The sequence below is a fragment of the Cytobacillus oceanisediminis genome (assembly GCF_004366035.1).
GTDB lineage: Bacteria > Bacillota > Bacilli > Bacillales > Cytobacillaceae > Cytobacillus > Cytobacillus oceanisediminis_C.
This window is the reverse complement of the sequence record NZ_SOEE01000007.1, coordinates 342,889-359,535: the sequence shown is the minus strand read 5'-3', so window position 1 is coordinate 359,535 and position 16,647 is coordinate 342,889. Positions and strand designations below refer to the sequence as shown.

Below are 16,647 nucleotides of genomic sequence, written 5' to 3'. Positions count from 1 at the left end.
CGCTCCCTGTTTTTTTATACTTAAAGAAATAGATATTGCCAGCTTCCATTAAAGGAGTGGATCCATTTGGTTGACGTTCAAATAAAAGAAAAATTAATTGCCGTTGTCGGCGCAGAAAATTATGATGACTCCAAAGCAGGGCGCCTCGTCTATTCATATGACGCTACTCCAAATTTCCAATCGATGCCCGATGCAGTCATCAGTCCGCGAAATACTCAGGAAGTATCCAGTATCCTCAATATTTGCAGCAGCTCAGGAATTCCAATCGTGCCAAGGGGATCAGGCACCAATTTATGTGCAGGCACCTGTCCTACAGAAGGCGGAATTGTACTCCTGTTTAAGCATATGAATAAGGTCATTGAAATCGATGAAGAAAATCTTACGGTTACAGTACAGCCTGGGGTCATCACGCTTGACATGATAAACGAGGTTGAAGCAAGAGGGCTCTTTTATCCTCCTGATCCAAGTTCGATGAAAATAAGCACAATCGGAGGAAACATAAATGAAAACTCAGGCGGACTGCGTGGATTGAAATATGGAGTTACAAGGGACTATGTGATGGGGCTGGAAGCTGTACTTGCAGGCGGCGACATTATTAGAACCGGCGGCAAGCTTGCGAAGGATGTAGCAGGATATGATTTTACCAGACTGCTGGTTGGCTCTGAAGGAACTTTGGGGATCATTACGGAAGCAACATTAAAATTAATCCCGCTTCCTGAGTCAAAAAAGACAATGCTCGCATTATATCAGGATCTCGAACAAGCTGCAAAATCAGTCTCAAAAATCATCTCAGACAAAATCATACCCGCCACCCTTGAATTTTTAGATCAGCCTACATTAAAAGCAGTTGAGGATTTTGCCCAAATTGGATTGCCAACCGATGTCCAAGCTGTCCTTCTTATTGAACAGGATGGTCCTATTGAGGTCGTGGAAAAAGATATGCAGAAGATGGCTGAAATCTGCAAGAAACAAGGAGCTGTATCTGTACAGCTTGCAAATTCTGAAATGGAAGCAGAAGCCTTGCGGACTGCAAGGCGTGCCGCATTATCCGCCCTTGCGCGCCTTAAGCCGACAACCATTCTTGAAGATGCTACAGTGCCAAGATCTGAAATTGCCAACATGGTAAAAGCAATAAGTGAAATTTCAAAAAAATACGGACTTTCCATCTGTACATTTGGCCATGCCGGTGATGGAAACCTGCATCCGACCTGCCCTGCAGATGCACGGGATAAAGATGAAATGGAACGGGTTGAAAATGCTTTTGAAGAGATTTTTATCAAGGCAATTGAACTTGGAGGGACTATTACAGGCGAACATGGAGTAGGGGTCATGAAAGCTCCCTATCTTGAACTGAAACTTGGCCAGGCTGGCATTGATGCAATGAAAGCTGTTAAGACTGCTTTAGACCCCAATAACATTCTTAATCCCGGCAAAATTTTTGCCAAGGATGACAGAAAACGAGTGGTGGTTGCCCAATGACAACATTAAAAGAACAAACAATCATTCAGGAAGAATTTAAGAACCGAATGAATGAAGATGAGCTGCTGAATTGCATGCGCTGCGGCTTTTGCCTCCCTTCCTGCCCCACTTATGTCGAGTCAGGCTTTAAAGAAACACATTCTCCAAGGGGCAGGATCGCGTTAATGAAAGCTGTTGCAGACGGATTAATTGAACCGGATGAAGACGTAGAGAGATCTCTTGATCTTTGCCTGGGCTGCCGGGCCTGCGAGCCTGTATGTCCTTCAGGAGTAAAATATGGGCACTTGCTGGAAGAAGCAAGAGATATTATTATTCAGAATAAGAAACACTCGCTTCCGGTCAAAGCGGTTCGCAGTTTGGTCTTTAATGGGCTTTTCCCCCACCAGAACAGAATGAGGGCAGCTGCCGGGCTATTGGGCTTTTATCAGCGTTCAGGTCTGCAATCGGCCGCCAGAAAAACAGGAATGCTGAATTGGCTTCCAAAAAACCTCACGGCCATGGAAAAGGTACTTCCTCAAGTGCCAAAATTAAAAGAAATGAAAAATAGGCCATCATATCTCTCAGCAGATAAACCTATAAAAAAAGCCGCTTTTTTTACTGGGTGCCTAATGGATACGATGTTCCTGGAGACCAATAATGCGACAATAAAACTTCTTCAGCTTGCAGGATGTGAAATTCATATTTCTCAAAATCAAGCCTGCTGCGGCGCTCTTCATGGCCATAGCGGTGAAAAACAGACGGCTAAAAGTTTGGCAAAGCGGAACATAGAGGCTTTTGAGAAGCTGGACGCAGACTATATTATTACAAATGCAGGTGGATGTGGAGCATTCCTTATTGACTATGGCCATCTTCTTAAAGATGACCGGGAATGGCATGAACGAGCTGTAAATTTTTCTCAAAAGCTCAAAGATATCAGCGAGATTCTATACGAACTAGAATTCCACAAAAAAGTTAATCTTGAGCTGCCAGGGCAGATTATAACCTATCAGGATTCCTGTCATTTGCGCAATGTCATGAAAACATCAACAGCCCCGCGCACCCTTCTGAATTCAATTAAAGGCATCGAATTCAGGGAAATGAAGGATGCAGACAGATGCTGCGGTTCTGCCGGTATTTATAATATTGTTGAATCTGAAATGTCAATGCAGATACTTGATCATAAAATGATTCAGGCCAAGTCGGCAGATGCAGCAGTAATTGTGACCTCTAATCCGGGCTGTCTTCTGCAGATGAAGCTGGGGATAGAACGTGAAGGTTTATCAGGAAACGTAAAAGCCGTTCATATTGCAGATATTCTTCTGGAAGCTGCTGTTGATAAAAAAAAGTAAAGAAATTGCTTATGCCGAAATATTACCACTTATGAAACTCCCTTTTTAATTCATACTACAAATACAGAGGGAAGATAAACTCTGTAAGACCAATAAAAAGGAGTTGAATACAATGGCAAGAAGCAGCAATAAGCTTTTAGTTCCTGGGATTGAACAATACATGGACCAGGTAAAATATGAAATTGCCCAGGAATTTGGTGTTCAATTAGGCTCTGATACTGTATCCCGGGCTAACGGATCTGTGGGCGGAGAAATTACTAAGCGCCTAGTCCAGCAGGCACAGGCACAAATGTCCGGCCAAAATAACCAATAACAACTTCATATAAATGGAAAAAGTCCGGAGCCATCTCCGGACTTTATTCTTACCATTTCCCTCTGTCATTATGCTTCCCTTGATTGTTTCCGCTGGCATTATTTCGATTGTCCCTGTCTTTCTGGTTTTTCTCAGGTCCATTCCCGCCTCTGTTTTTCCCATTATCTTTTTCTTTGGGATTTCTCTCGGGGCTATTTCTGTTTTCATTACCTTTATTATTTTTTTTTTCGCTTGAATGATTTTGAGGTTTTTGGGCTTTTACGTTATTTTCTTGATCTTTCTTTTCTTTATTATCCTGCCTTTTTCCAGGATTGTTTCCATTGTTTTTACCGCTGTTATTTTGCTGGTTCTCAGATTTCTTTATTTGCCCCGGAACATCAGGTTTTTCTTTACTATCTTCTATTTTCTCCTGCTTTTTTAACTGGCTTTGCGTATTTTCTGCCGGCTTTTGCGGAGCACGAGTTTCTTTATCTGTCTGTTTATCCGGATTTGCAGGTTCAGGTCTTTCTTTCTTGTCAGCGTCAGCTTTTAATTTATTTTCTTTATATATTCCAGGTGAGAGCCCTTTTTCAATAGCAGCTTCTCTTTCCTCTTCACTTGCTTCCAGTAAAGTTACTTCAAGCTGCTCTTTTTGTGCAGCTTGTTTAATATTTGCCAGCTCCTCCTGAATGCGCTTATCCGCTTCTTTACTCTGTTCTGTATAAACGGCAGCAATCACTACCTCTTTATTTTCCTTAAAATAGCCTTGTTTCTTTATTTGAAGCAGAATCTTGTCAGCTACATCATGAATGCTGGTTTTTTCCCAATTCTTGATGTTTTGGATAATTAGTTCTCCTTCCTCATTATAAGGAACGAGCTCTACTACCTGATATTTTTCATTGACCCCTAATTCAATACTCGGATTAACGTCGATTGACATATATGCATACACTTCGTCGTTTTGAAGGAACGGCAAAAAAGAAACGATTGCGAGCATTAGCGCAAAAGCTGCTGCCATTAATCCTTTTCCTTTAAATAGATTAAAAATAGTTAAAGGCGAGGACTTTTTTCCGTTTTTCAGTTCTATTGGGAAGAATTCAATTTCCTGGCCAAGTGCATATGCCCCATCTTGTTTTCGGGCCCGCAGAAATTCTCCTTCCGGGGTTAATAGTGTTAAAAAACGTTCGTTTATTTCCATGATAATTCCTGTTTTCACGTTTCCAACACCCCTTTGATATAATCCTTTAGAAAGATATAATCACCAGTTAATATCAGTGATATGGCAATTATATATTTCCTGTTTCTCTCTATTGTTTTCCTGCTTAAGGATACATAGCTCTCCAGCTGCTTTATCGGCAGCTTTTTTTTATCATAAAGTATTTTTTTGAGTTCATCATTTTCAACCAGAATCTTGGCTACTGTCATCGCATTTTTTCGTGCATCAGCATGTTTTGGAGACTGCTCGATCAGATCGCTGAAGGTAAGGTCGAATTCCTGCAGAATCTGTGTAAACTGGAGAATTTCTTCTTTTCTCAGTTCTTCATCCGTTTTTTTCCTGAAGTCTTCTATGGACAATTCGTCTTCAATCGCAGAACCCGTATCATCATCTTCCAGATTAGAGCCTCCATTAAAACTAAGATTCTGAAATTTGGATTGCTTGCGGATATAATCAATAACCCGTCTTTTGATCAGCACTTCCGAAAAACTGATCAATGAACTCCCTTTATCAGGACTATACTTTTCAATGGCTTCATTAAAAGCGATGAGACCAATGCTGAATTCATCATCTGATTCATGTATGTATCTTTTGCAGACTGATGATACTGTTTTAGCAATAAACGGCTTATATGACTCTATTAGCTCATTATTTAATGCTGTATCTCCCTGCTGTATTAACTCTACCGTTTCTTCGAGCGTTCTTTTACGCTTCTTTGCCAAAAACAATAAACTTAGCAATTGCCCCACCTCTTTTCAAAACACATTATATCATACGGTGTCCAGGTTATTTTTTTTAGGGTGGTATTGGCAAAGGAAATGTAAGCCTCGAGGCGCTTTCTTTTCCATCTTAAATCAGTTGCCTTTATTCTCTTTTCCTTGACCTTTTACTTCTTCAGCTTTCTCTTTTCCTTTGCCGGCATGGCTCATTGCCTCTGCCTGCTTTTCTTGAACTTTCTTTACCTGCTGTTCTTTTGCTTCTTTCCTGGCTGCCTCACGTGCTGCTTTTTCAGCTTGTTTAGCTGCCTCGCGTGCTTCCTTTTCTGCTTTTTTAGCTTCTTCACGTGCCGCCTTTGCTTCTGCTCTCTTTTGAGCCTCTAAAACCTTTGCCTCTTCATGTGCTTTTTTCTTCTCAGCTTTAGCTGCATCTTTTGCCTCTTTAGACACCTTCACGGGATTTTCAGGTGACACAGTTTGCTCTTCAGAAGCTGATTCATCAATCTCTTTCGCCGGATCTCCTGCTGCTTCAGGGTCTTCAGATTTAATCGGAGCAGGCGCCTTTTCTTCAGATTGCCCAGCCTGGTCAATTTCAGTATATTCTTTTTCATCTATCAATTGTTCAGACCATTTTTCAGTGAACTTAGCAATGTTCTTTTGCATCGCTAAAACTGCAGGATGGTTTTCATCGAATCTTTCTGAAAACTTAGCAAGATTTGCCTGGAGGGCAATGATATTCTGTGCAAGGATTTCTTTTACTTCATCTTCAGTTTCCTTGTCAGCGCTATCATTATCAGAAGAATCTTCACCGTCTGCAGCGTCTTCATCAGGAGCACCCTCTTCAGCTGATTCGTCTTCACTAATTAGATTACCGTTGTCCTCATCACCTGATTTTGATTTTCCTGGGTCTTCATTCGCTTCCTCAACGATGGTTTCAGCGTTTTCCATTTGTTCCAGTGCTTTTTCTATTGCTTCTAAAGCTTCCTCTTCCTTTCCTTCAGCAAAAAGTGCTTCTGCTTCAGCCATACGCTCTGCAGCATAGCCGGCAAGCAGTTTTGCTTCTTTAATGTCATCAAAAGTTAGAGCAAGCTTCACTTTTTCCAATGCAAGCTTTGCAAAGTAGAAGAAGCTTCCAGGCAACAGAGATGGGGCTTCTGATTCAATTTTATCAAGCTTTTCTTTAGCATTTTCAATGGATTCTGCTGTATCTTTATTTGTTTCAGCTGTTGCTTCAGCTGAAGGATCATTTTTTAGTTCAACTGTTTCAAATTCTTCATCTTCCTTGTTCTCACTTGCAAAGGCTGTTGCGGCTGAAAATGTGAATGTTCCCGCAATCACCAGTGCAAGTGTGCTTTTTGCCATTTTATTCATTTCTTTACTGGATAAAAATTCCAATGATTTCACCCCAAAAATTATTTTAAGCGGCCGCTTGTTCATTACAACTGTACGGTTTCATGAAAGAGATTTTTGGGGGTTATTAAAAAAATTATTTTAAAAAAAGATAAAAAGCTTTAACAATCACTAAATTGATTAGTGTGCCAAAGCTTTTTTCAATAATTAAATCATGTGCCATCTTAACTTTCCACCGGGCGCTTTCTACATTTCAAAATGATCCACCTGATCAATAGACCGGTGAATACACCCGGAATAACAAAGAGCATAGGAAGAAAGACCGGTCCGAAAAAAACCCCAAATAATTTCAGCTTGGTTGAGTACATAAGTCCTACTGTTACAAAATAGGCACTGAACACAAAGGGAAGGAAAGATAATTCTTCATTTTCCGGCATAGCCGTACGATATGCATCCCACATTGCAAACATGTAAAGACATGGGTAAAACATGAGCCACTGATAATTAAGGACATGAACCGCTTTATCAATTTCTCCCATGAAACTGAGCATGATGGCTGAATTAAAATGGCTGTATACATTAATGATGAATTCAAGCGCGACAAATAAAGTTCCCTTCCACAGCTGCCCCATTAATAATTGGCTAAAACCAGGCAATGCAATACTCCAAAAAACTGCTTCTAGTTTACTGAATTTTTTCATTTCATTACCACCAGCTACAAGTCGATACTTTTATTGTGCTCTGTTTATAAGCCAATTATCAATGAATTTTCCAGATATTTTCCTGAAAATCCATTGGAAAATTATTTCTCTTTTGACCTCACTATGCCAAAAGGCCCCTTCTTACGGAAGGAGCCAGCACGGATTAGGGGTTTTCATCCTCGTTTTGTTCTTTTTTTTCCTTGTTATCTTCTTTTAAAATTTTTAATAACTCTTCCAGCATGGCTGCCATATCATCTCTGCTGTAGGAACTGGCTTCAGAGGTTTGAAGTTGATTTTTGTCTTCTGCACCTTTATTGTGAATCCAGTCTTTATCCACTCTTTCTTCAAGCAGGTAAGCTGGCACTAAGTGGCCATCCGGTGTTGCATACATTTTATTTAACCGCCTTGTATCCCTGTCAAAGAAACTATATACAACAGGTATCACAAATAGTGTCAGGAACGTACTGCTGATCAGCCCGCCTATCAGAGCTATTCCCATAGGCTGGTTAATTTCAGTTCCTTCTCCTATACCAAGGGCAAGAGGAACTAACCCAAGTATGGTTGTTAAAGCTGTCATAAGTATTGGCCTTGCACGGTCCTTAACCGAAATGATTATGGCATCGTAGGTCTTAAGGCCATGTCCTTTCTTTTGGTTAATATAATCAACAATGACTATTGCATTATTAACTACAATTCCTGCCAGCACAATAATCCCGATTATTGCTGTTAAGCTAATAGGTGTTTGGGTTGCTGTAAGAGCAATTGCCACCCCTATCACCATGAGAGGCACAGTAAACATGATAACTAACGGATATTTCAGCGACTCAAATTGGGCTGCCATGACTAGATATATAAAGATGATTGCCAGAACAAAGGCAAGAATCAGGTCATCAATGGATGATTCCAGCAACTCCCTGTCACCGCTAAAAACGATTTCCGTTTCATCCGGCAAATCCAGGTCAGCAATTTCTTTATCCACTTCTTTTGACACGGCACCCATGTTTGTTGAAGACTTGTATTTTAATGTAAATTGAACAGCGTCCTGCTGATTGATGCGCTGAATATTGACCGGTCCTTCTCCGCGTTCTATATTAGTTACGTCACTCAGAGCAGCATAATTCCCATCAGGCTTTTTTATAAGCAATTTTTTTAAATTCTCTATATCCTGTGTGACTTCCCGATCATACTCAACAAAAACGCCATATATATTCGATTCTTCATCTATCATTTGTGTTGCCCGATTTCCACGTGTTACATCATTTACTGCCATGGCTACCTGGGCAGGAGCCAGTCCTTGCTTAAGTGCCTTTTCACGGTCCACAGTTATTTGAATCTCTTCAACTGTATCCATAAGGTCTGTCGATAAATCTGTTACATCATCTAAGTCTCTTAATGCATTATAGATTTTATTTACATTTTCTGTTAAGCGATTTGGATCTGTATCCTTTACACTGAAAGTCAGTGTATTCGGAGTTGTACCGGTTGAGGATTGCATGTTAAATGAGAGTTCGGCCGTATCATTAACCTTTGATGCAGCATTTTCCAGATCCTTTTTGATATCATCGGCAAATTCAAAGGTTGATCTTTCACGCTGATCAAGCTCTTTCATTTTGATGTACAATTCAGCGATATTGGCATTCTTCGAGCCCCGGAAGGACCCTTCCTGTGTGGTTCCGATGAGGCTGACATATGTATCTACCTCTTCTTCATCCTTTAATTCTTCCTCTAAAGCAGATATAACCTTTTCAGTTTCTGAAAGTGCAGTGCCATTTTCAAGCTCCATCCGCACCGTAAAGAAGCCTTCATCTGTATTTGGAAGAAATTGTGTACCTACAGTGGTCATTCCAAAGCTTCCCGCCGCCAATAACAGCATGGTGATCGCTATTACCACTGCGCGATTCCGCAAAGACCACTTAATTGATTTTTCAAGTGAACGCATTAAGCCTGATTCCTGCCTTTTTGTCTCAATGTTTGCTTTTGGAGACTTCAGCAGCCGGCTCGCCAGCATGGGCACAACTGTCAGTGCAACAGCTAGAGATGCAAATAGGCTAAAGGAAATGGTCAGGGCAAACTCCTTAAACAACTCACCGATGATTCCAGTAATAAATACTACTGGGAGGAATACAGCCACAGTCGTTAGTGTTGAAGCAGTAATCGCACCGCCTACTTCTTTTGCTCCATCACTGGCGGCTGTTTTAGGATCTTTCCCCATTGATAAATGACGGTAAATATTTTCAATAACTACAATGGAATTATCCACCAGCATCCCAATTCCAAGCGCTAATCCGCCTAGCGTCATAATATTTAAGGTGAAATCTGAAAAATACATTAAAACAAACGTAAAAATTACAGAGTAAGGGATAGAGATACCAATAATAAGCGGGCTTTTAACATTTTTCAAAAAGAAAAATAGCACAATCATGGCAAAAGCACCGCCAAGAATCAGTGAATTGGAGATATTCCCTATTGCAAGGTTTATGTAATCCCCCTGGTCAAAAAGAATTTCTGATTCAATATTTTCAAACTGTTCTTTCTCAAGAAGATCATCCAATTTCTGTATGAATTGATTTGAAACTTCTGCCGTATTAGCGTCTGACTGCTGCAGGACACTTAGCAAAACAGATGGAGACTGGTTTGTGCGCGTGATGGTGCGATCATCCTGGCTGGCCAGCCTAACCTCTGAGATATCTTCAAGGCTTACTTTATCGCCTGTTGCAGGGTCAACTGTTACAGTAATTTTTTTCAGCGTATCAAGGGAATCAATAGAACTAATGATCCTGGTTGTCAGTTCTTTTCCCTCAGTTAATACCGGATCACCCGGCATTGAAATGTTATTGGATTCAATTACATCAACAACATCAGCCTGGCTTAGTTTGAAATCTCTTAGTTTTTCCTGGTCAAGTTCCACCCTTACTTCCTTAATGGCTGTTCCGGAGAGATTTACGCTTGCTACTCCTTCAACCTTGGCCAGCTCCAGATTCAGTTGTTCTGCAAGCCTTCTTAATGCTTCAGGCTCTTCATCTGCACTAAGGGATAATTGTATGATAGGAAACTGGGCAGGATCAAACTTCATAAATCGCGGTTTTTCGGCTTCATCAGGAAGCTGTGTCTGGTCCAGTCTTTGAATAACCTCATTTTGTATTTCATCAATATCAGTAGTCCAGGAAAATTGCATCAGAATGAAATTTGCGCTCTCTTGCGAGGTAGAGGTTAAGGTTTTAATCCCCGGCAATGTTGCCAGATTTTCCTCGAGCGGCTTTGTTACTTTTTCCACAACTTCATCGGGACTTGCTCCAGGATACGAAGTTACTACTACTCCTACAGGAGGATTCAGATCAGGTATGAGCTTTAATGGAATATTCAAGAGGGAGACAACCCCTAAAATAAGCACTAAGAACATTGTAACCAATGTAAAGATTGGCCTTTTGATTGAAAAATCACTTATTCGCACACACTCTGCTCCTTTCAAAGTCAATAAATATATGACGGCAGGCAATGATTGATTTAAACACATTATAACTATATTAAAGCAGCAATCACTATGCAAGAAATCAGTGTGCTGTTAAATGGAGAAAAAGAACATTCTATTTGACTTTAAAGTGGTTCCATCATGCAAAATTCTACAACTACGGATTTTTTGTCCACAGAAAAAAGCAGCATTACACAGCTGCTTTTTTCTCCATTTTTTCGATCTTTAAACCAGTGAATCCATAGATAAGAGTAATAACTGGACTTAGTATGCAGAAGAACGCAAACGGCATGTAAGCTGCTGTTTCCACCCCTAGTACACCTGTTAGAAAAACTCCGCAAACACTCCACGGGACTAACGGGTTTACCACGGTGCCGGCATCCTCCAGAATCCTTGAAAGATTTTTCGGGTGCAGCCCGGCTTTTTCAAAAGGCCCTCTGAACGCATTCCCAGTTAAGAGAATCGACAGATATTGTTCTCCAAGGAGGAAGTTAATCCCGATTGCTGTTCCTGCTGCTGCCGCTACTAAAGCGGACACACGATTCAAAACTCCTTTGATGCCTTCTAGTAAAGCTGGAAGAATGCCAAGCTTAAAGAATAAACCTCCCATGGAAAGTGCAAGCAATACCAAAGAAATAGAAAACATCATACTTTCCATGCCGCCTCTTGATAATAGTGCGTCTACTTCCTCTGAACCACTTTTAGAGGCATATCCTGAAAACAGCAATGACATCACTTTTTCGAAACCGAAACTGTTTTGAACAAAGATCGCCAGGATTAAAGCCGATAAAATTCCGGCTGAAAGTGTGATGATAGCCGATACTCTTTTAATGGCCAGTATTGACAAAATGACAAATGGAATTAGGGAGTACCAATGTACAAGCCCCTCATCCAGCAGAGTTTTTTTCAGCTGGGCAATTTTTGAAAAATCAGATGCTGCCTCGCCTGGTGACAGCACAGCAAAAATTGCCAAAGAAATAATAAACGAAGGGATCGTTGTCCATGCCATGGTCTTTATATGTTCAAATAAATCCACCTTAACTGTCGATGATGCCAGATTAGTTGTATCGGACAACGGAGACATTTTATCTCCAAAAAATGCACCGGAAATAACTGCACCTGCCGTAATAGCATCCGAAAGACCCAAAGCAGAGCTGACTCCCATAAAGGCCACCCCCAATGTAGCAGCCGTTGTAAGCGAGCTTCCAATGCTCATGCCAATCACTGATGCTACCACAAACACAATGGCATAAAAGAACTTTCCATTAACAGCTTCCAAAGCCATGTAAATAAATGTAGGAATGGTTCCGCTTGCCATCCAGCTGCTTATCAGCATGCCTATTAAAAAGAAAATGAAAATCGCCCCTAATCCGGACTGGGCACCTTCAATCAGCCCCTTTTCCAGCTGCGTAATGGATACTTTTTTTATTAAACCGTAAGCAATTAACCCCATTATCGCGAAAACAACGGGAATATGAGGTACTGCCCCTGCGAAAATAATTGAATAACTTATCCCTCCAAGGATTAATAGAGTGATAATAAGTGCCTCTAACGGCTTCAAGTTCAATGCTGCATGTTCCTGATGCATAATGTATTCCTCCTAAAAATTACCATTAAGTTGGGAGCAAACAAAAAGAGCCCTCTCGCCAATAGGGACGAAGGAGCTCCGCGGTACCACCCTAATTGATAAGCCATTTACGCTTACCCGCTTAAAGAGAATGTCCTGTTGCAATGCAGTTGTATTTCGACCAATTGCTGCCTGGATTTTCATCACCCATCCAGTTTCTATCTGCTGACGGCAACTGCTCTACTTTCTTCTGCGGACAATGTCTATATTTTTATCGAGATTGAACTTCCTGCTTTTTAACTTAAACGCTTTTTAGTGCTAAAGCGCGTGTGTTAATACTATATTATCAATTGATGAATATGTCAATAGAATGACAGAGGAATATACAGGAATTGAAGCAGAAAAAAAAGAGGCAATCATTTACAGAGACCAAAAACAGAAACGGCCCCTAAAAGAGGCCGCATGATTATTCTGAGTCCATCGGATTATATAGTTGAACATCCGGATTTTTCTCCTGGAACCATCGGAGTGCAAAGTCATTTTCAAATAGAAAAACGTTTTTGTCATAACGGTCTTTAACCAGGAGACTTCTTCCGCTGGAAAGATTTTCGTTGACCTCATCGCCTTCTACCCAGCGGGCGATTTTGGAGCCTTGCCTTTCCATATAAACTTCTGTGTTATATTCATTTTTCATGCGATGTTCAAAAACTTCAAATTGCAGCTGTCCTACTGCACCGAGAAGGTATTCTTCCATTTTTACTGTTTTAAACAGCTGGATTGCTCCTTCCTGTACCAGCTGCTGGATGCCCTTATGAAAATGTTTTTGCTTCATGACATTTTTGGCAGTTACTTTTACAAATAACTCAGGTGTAAATTGAGGAAGACGTTCATATTGGAAATTATTTTTACCAGCCGTTAACGTATCACCAATCTGGTAAGTTCCCGGGTCATAGATTCCAATGATATCCCCGCTTACTGCAGTATCTACTGTACTTCTGTCATCAGCCATGAATTGTGTGGACTGCGCAAGCTTGATGGACTTGCCGATTCTTGGTATATTTACAGCCATGCCTCTTTCAAATTGGCCTGAACAAATTCTTAAAAATGCTATCCGGTCGCGATGAGCAGGATTCATATTTGCCTGAATTTTAAATATGAAGCCAGAAAATTCTTCTGACAGCGGATCTATTTCACCTGCTGAAGAATCCCTCGGCTGCGGCGGCGGTGCAAATTGGAGATAAGACTCAAGGAATGTCTGTACGCCAAAGTTGGTCAACGCGCTTCCAAAAAACACAGGGGTCAATTCTCCCTTTGCAATTCTCTCTCTTGAAAACTCATTGCCCGCTTCATTTAACAGCATAATTTCCTCGAGCGTCTGATCATATAGCCCAGAATCCTTGATGGAATGGCTGCCCTCTATTTCACCTTCCTCATTCAGGGAAATAAAGCGGTCCTCTTCCTCTACTCTGAATTGCTCAATTCGATTATTAAACCGATCATAAATTCCGAGGAATTCTTTCCCCATCCCGATTGGCCAGTTCATTGGATATGATTCAATTCCCATGACCTCTTCTAATTCTGCAAGGAGCTCAAGTGGTGCCTTTCCCTGGCGGTCAAGCTTATTCATAAATGTAAAAATCGGAATTCCTCTCATGCGGCAGACCTTGAATAATTTAAGTGTCTGCTCTTCGATGCCTTTTGCTGAGTCAATGATCATAACAGCACTATCAACTGCTGTCAGCGTACGATACGTGTCTTCACTGAAATCCTGGTGACCAGGAGTATCTAGAATATTAACGCGCGCACCATCATATTCAAACTGCATCACACTGGAGGTAACAGAAATACCGCGCTGCTTTTCAATTTCCATCCAGTCGCTTGTCGCATACTTGCCTGTCTTCTTCCCTTTAACTGTACCCGCGTCACGAATGGCACCCCCGAATAACAGGAGTTTTTCTGTCAGCGTCGTTTTACCGGCATCCGGGTGGGAAATGATCGCAAAGGTGCGGCGGGATAAAACTTCTTCTTTAAATTTTTTGGACATATTCGTTCCTCACTTACTTATATGAAAATTTGTTTATCAAGCAATCATGTGTCACTTAATTATTGCAATACCTTCAATTTTATCTCTCTAAAGTAAAGTTTGCAACGCATTTTAAGATTGCATATTTCTTTTTATAAATCTTTTTCAGGCTTATAATAATGAAACTAAATATAAAAAAGGAGGTTAATGATGGATACAATTACACACACTTTATTCGGTTTGAGCCTTTACGGAGCAGTTGATAAAAAAGACATGGATAAGAATACGAAAAGAGCGTATTTGCTGACTGCTGTAGGTGCAAGCCAAATTCCGGATATTGATGTCATTTCCCGCTTATGGGACACAGAAGGACTTTATCAGATGTGGCACAGAGGCATTACCCATTCTATTTTCCTAACCCCTCTCTGGGCACTTTTATTTTTTCTGCTGTCCTTCCTGCTGTTCAAAGTTAAGGATAAGAAGCTTTTCCTGCTGGGATGGCTTTCCGTTTTCATACATAATACAAGTGATTTATTCAATGCTTGGGGCACAGGATATTTGGAGCCATTTTCAGATATCCGGGTTACCTTTGGCACCATTCCTATTGTTGATTTAGTATTTTGGATTATACTGGGGACAGCTTTTGTTTTTTCAAAAAGAAATAGACCTAAATCCCCCTACTACTTTAAAATGGCATGGTCTTTTTTGCTGATTCATGTGATAATCCAAAGCACACAGGGATTTATCATTTATAAGCAATATGATGATCACTATGATCAAGTGGCCCTGTCTGCAGACTTTATTCCATGGACCTTTTCCGTTATTACAAAAAAAGATGATGAAGTGACCATTTTCAATGATAATCTTTTCATTGAAAAGGAAGCCCAATACGTGCTTCAATCAAAGGAAACGGCTGATTTGGACAAATTGTTCTCTCAGCGCCCTGAAGCTAAAACACTTTATGAATGGTCCCCTTTTGTCGTTCTTGTTGATGATACAGACAGGCTTGGCCTTTATGACCCCCGTTTTTACAGAAACGGTCAGTCTTTTTTATTTGAATATATCGAGAAAAATACTGAAAGATGAGTCTGGTGCTCATCTTTTTTTCATTTCACCCCATTTATTTTACATGCATAGAATTTTCATGAATTTATTCCTTTTGCACATAATACAACTATTGAGCTTTACAAGCAGTGTTATTAGGGAATAGAAGTACTGCCTGAACACTCCCTAAAGATTTTTGCAGGGAAAAACTACATAGTTAAGAGGTGTAAACATGAATTTTATTTGGGGGATATTCGGTATTATTGTCATTTTAGGGATAGCTTTCCTGCTCTCAAGCAACAGAAGGGCGATTAGTTTAAGAACTGTTGCAGGAGGGCTTGCCATTCAGCTGATTTTTGCCTTTCTCGTTCTAAAATGGGAAGGCGGCAGAAAGGGATTGGAATGGCTCACAATGAAGGTAAACGATATTATCAATTACGCCAATCAGGGAATAAATTTTTTATTTGGCGGACTTTTTACAGATGAATCTGGAATTACCTTCGTTTTCGCACTGCAGGTTCTCCCTGTGGTAATCTTTTTCTCTTCATTAATATCCGTCTTATATTATTTAAGGATTATGCAGTTTTTCATTAAAATCCTCGGCGGAGGTCTGTCGAAGCTACTGGGGACCAGAAAAGCGGAATCAATGTCAGCAGCAGCAAATATATTTGTTGGTCAAACTGAGGCCCCTCTTGTTGTCCGCCCTTATATTGCCAATATGACAAAATCTGAGCTATTTACAGTTATGACAGGCGGGCTTGCTTCTGTGGCAGGATCTGTTTTGATTGGTTATTCCCTTTTGGGAGTGCCTCTAGAATACCTTTTGGCAGCAAGTTTTATGGCGGCACCTGCAGGTTTGATCCTGGCCAAAGTTATGCTGCCTGAAACGGAGGAAAAAGAAGAGCCTAAAGAATTTGATATGGAAGTGGATAGCGATTCAGCTAATGTCATTGATGCAGCCGCAAAAGGAGCAAGCGTCGGATTAGAACTCGCTTTGAATATCGGTGCGATGCTGCTTGCCTTTATTGCTCTGGTTGCCTTAATTAACGGGCTTCTTGGATGGGCAGGAGGGTTATTTGGTTTAGAAGGCTTAACGCTCGAAACCATTCTCGGGTATGTTTTCTCTCCGCTCGCATTTGCTATAGGGGTTCCCTGGTCAGAAGCAGTGCAGGCAGGTAATTATATCGGCCAAAAATTAATTTTGAATGAGTTTGTTGCTTATTCTGCTTTTGCACCTGATATCCCAAATTTATCTGATAAAACTGTGGCAATCGTCAGCTTCGCTCTTTGCGGTTTTGCCAATATTTCTTCATTGGGCATTCTGCTTGGAGGGCTTGGAGGATTGGCGCCAAACCGAAGGCAGGACATTGCACGGCTTGGCCTGAAAGCAGTTGCTGCGGGTGCCTTAGCATCTATGTTAAGTGCTGCCATAGCTGGAATGCTATTTTAAAAAAATCATGTG

12 protein-coding genes are annotated in these 16,647 nt (G+C 40.8%); 5 read left to right on the top strand and 7 right to left on the bottom strand.

The window, feature by feature from the left end:
- Positions 1-66: 66 nt before the first annotated feature.
- The 3 genes from glcD (at position 67) to DFO72_RS19335 (ending at position 3,120) form a co-directional block, all read left to right on the top strand.
- Complete coding sequence (gene glcD / locus DFO72_RS19345; RefSeq protein WP_113883248.1) at positions 67-1,479, top strand: glycolate oxidase subunit GlcD; 1,413 nt, start codon at positions 67-69, stop codon at positions 1,477-1,479.
- Positions 1,476-2,807, top strand: coding sequence for a (Fe-S)-binding protein (locus tag DFO72_RS19340; protein WP_113883249.1), 1,332 nt, complete (start codon positions 1,476-1,478; stop codon positions 2,805-2,807). Before glcD ends, DFO72_RS19340 begins: the two co-directional genes overlap by 4 nt.
- 112 nt (positions 2,808-2,919) lie before the next feature.
- Complete coding sequence (locus DFO72_RS19335) at positions 2,920-3,120, top strand: alpha/beta-type small acid-soluble spore protein (RefSeq protein WP_009331086.1); 201 nt, start codon at positions 2,920-2,922, stop codon at positions 3,118-3,120.
- Positions 3,121-3,169: 49 nt separating this feature from the next.
- On the opposite strand, the gene DFO72_RS19330 is transcribed toward DFO72_RS19335, so the two are convergent.
- The 7 genes from DFO72_RS19330 to DFO72_RS19300 all read right to left on the bottom strand — a co-directional run bounded on the left by DFO72_RS19330 (position 3,170) and on the right by DFO72_RS19300 (position 14,162).
- Positions 3,170-4,315 (bottom strand): anti-sigma-I factor RsgI family protein, encoded by a 1,146-nt coding sequence (locus DFO72_RS19330; protein ID WP_113883250.1) that lies wholly within the window; start codon positions 4,313-4,315, stop codon positions 3,170-3,172.
- On the bottom strand, positions 4,312-5,055 hold the full coding sequence (gene sigI / locus DFO72_RS19325) for an RNA polymerase sigma factor SigI (protein WP_113883251.1): 744 nt from the start codon (positions 5,053-5,055) through the stop codon (positions 4,312-4,314). Before sigI ends, DFO72_RS19330 begins: the two co-directional genes overlap by 4 nt.
- Positions 5,056-5,169: 114 nt before the next feature.
- Positions 5,170-6,435, bottom strand: coding sequence for a DUF5667 domain-containing protein (locus tag DFO72_RS19320; RefSeq protein WP_243856214.1), 1,266 nt, complete (start codon positions 6,433-6,435; stop codon positions 5,170-5,172).
- A gap of 170 nt (positions 6,436-6,605) precedes the next feature.
- Positions 6,606-7,082 carry a hypothetical protein gene (locus DFO72_RS19315; protein ID WP_113883253.1) on the bottom strand — a complete coding sequence of 159 codons (477 nt, stop codon included), beginning with the start codon at positions 7,080-7,082 and terminating at the stop codon, positions 6,606-6,608.
- 163 nt (positions 7,083-7,245) lie between these two features.
- Positions 7,246-10,533, bottom strand: a complete 3,288-nt coding sequence (locus DFO72_RS19310; RefSeq protein WP_113883254.1) for an efflux RND transporter permease subunit — start codon at positions 10,531-10,533, stop codon at positions 7,246-7,248.
- A 208-nt stretch (positions 10,534-10,741) separates the two neighbouring features.
- Positions 10,742-12,139 (bottom strand): Na+/H+ antiporter NhaC, encoded by a 1,398-nt coding sequence (nhaC, locus tag DFO72_RS19305; RefSeq protein ID WP_113883255.1) that lies wholly within the window; start codon positions 12,137-12,139, stop codon positions 10,742-10,744.
- Between the two features lie 445 nt (positions 12,140-12,584).
- On the bottom strand, positions 12,585-14,162 hold the full coding sequence (locus DFO72_RS19300; RefSeq protein ID WP_113883256.1) for a peptide chain release factor 3: 1,578 nt from the start codon (positions 14,160-14,162) through the stop codon (positions 12,585-12,587).
- A gap of 189 nt (positions 14,163-14,351) precedes the next feature.
- On the opposite strand from DFO72_RS19300, the gene DFO72_RS19295 reads away from it, so the two are divergent.
- On the top strand, positions 14,352-15,227 hold the full coding sequence (locus DFO72_RS19295) for a metal-dependent hydrolase (protein ID WP_113883257.1): 876 nt from the start codon (positions 14,352-14,354) through the stop codon (positions 15,225-15,227).
- 190 nt (positions 15,228-15,417) lie between these two features.
- Positions 15,418-16,635: a NupC/NupG family nucleoside CNT transporter gene (locus DFO72_RS19290; protein ID WP_113883258.1), complete on the top strand. Its 1,218-nt coding sequence runs from the start codon at positions 15,418-15,420 to the stop codon at positions 16,633-16,635.
- Positions 16,636-16,647: the final 12 nt, after the last annotated feature.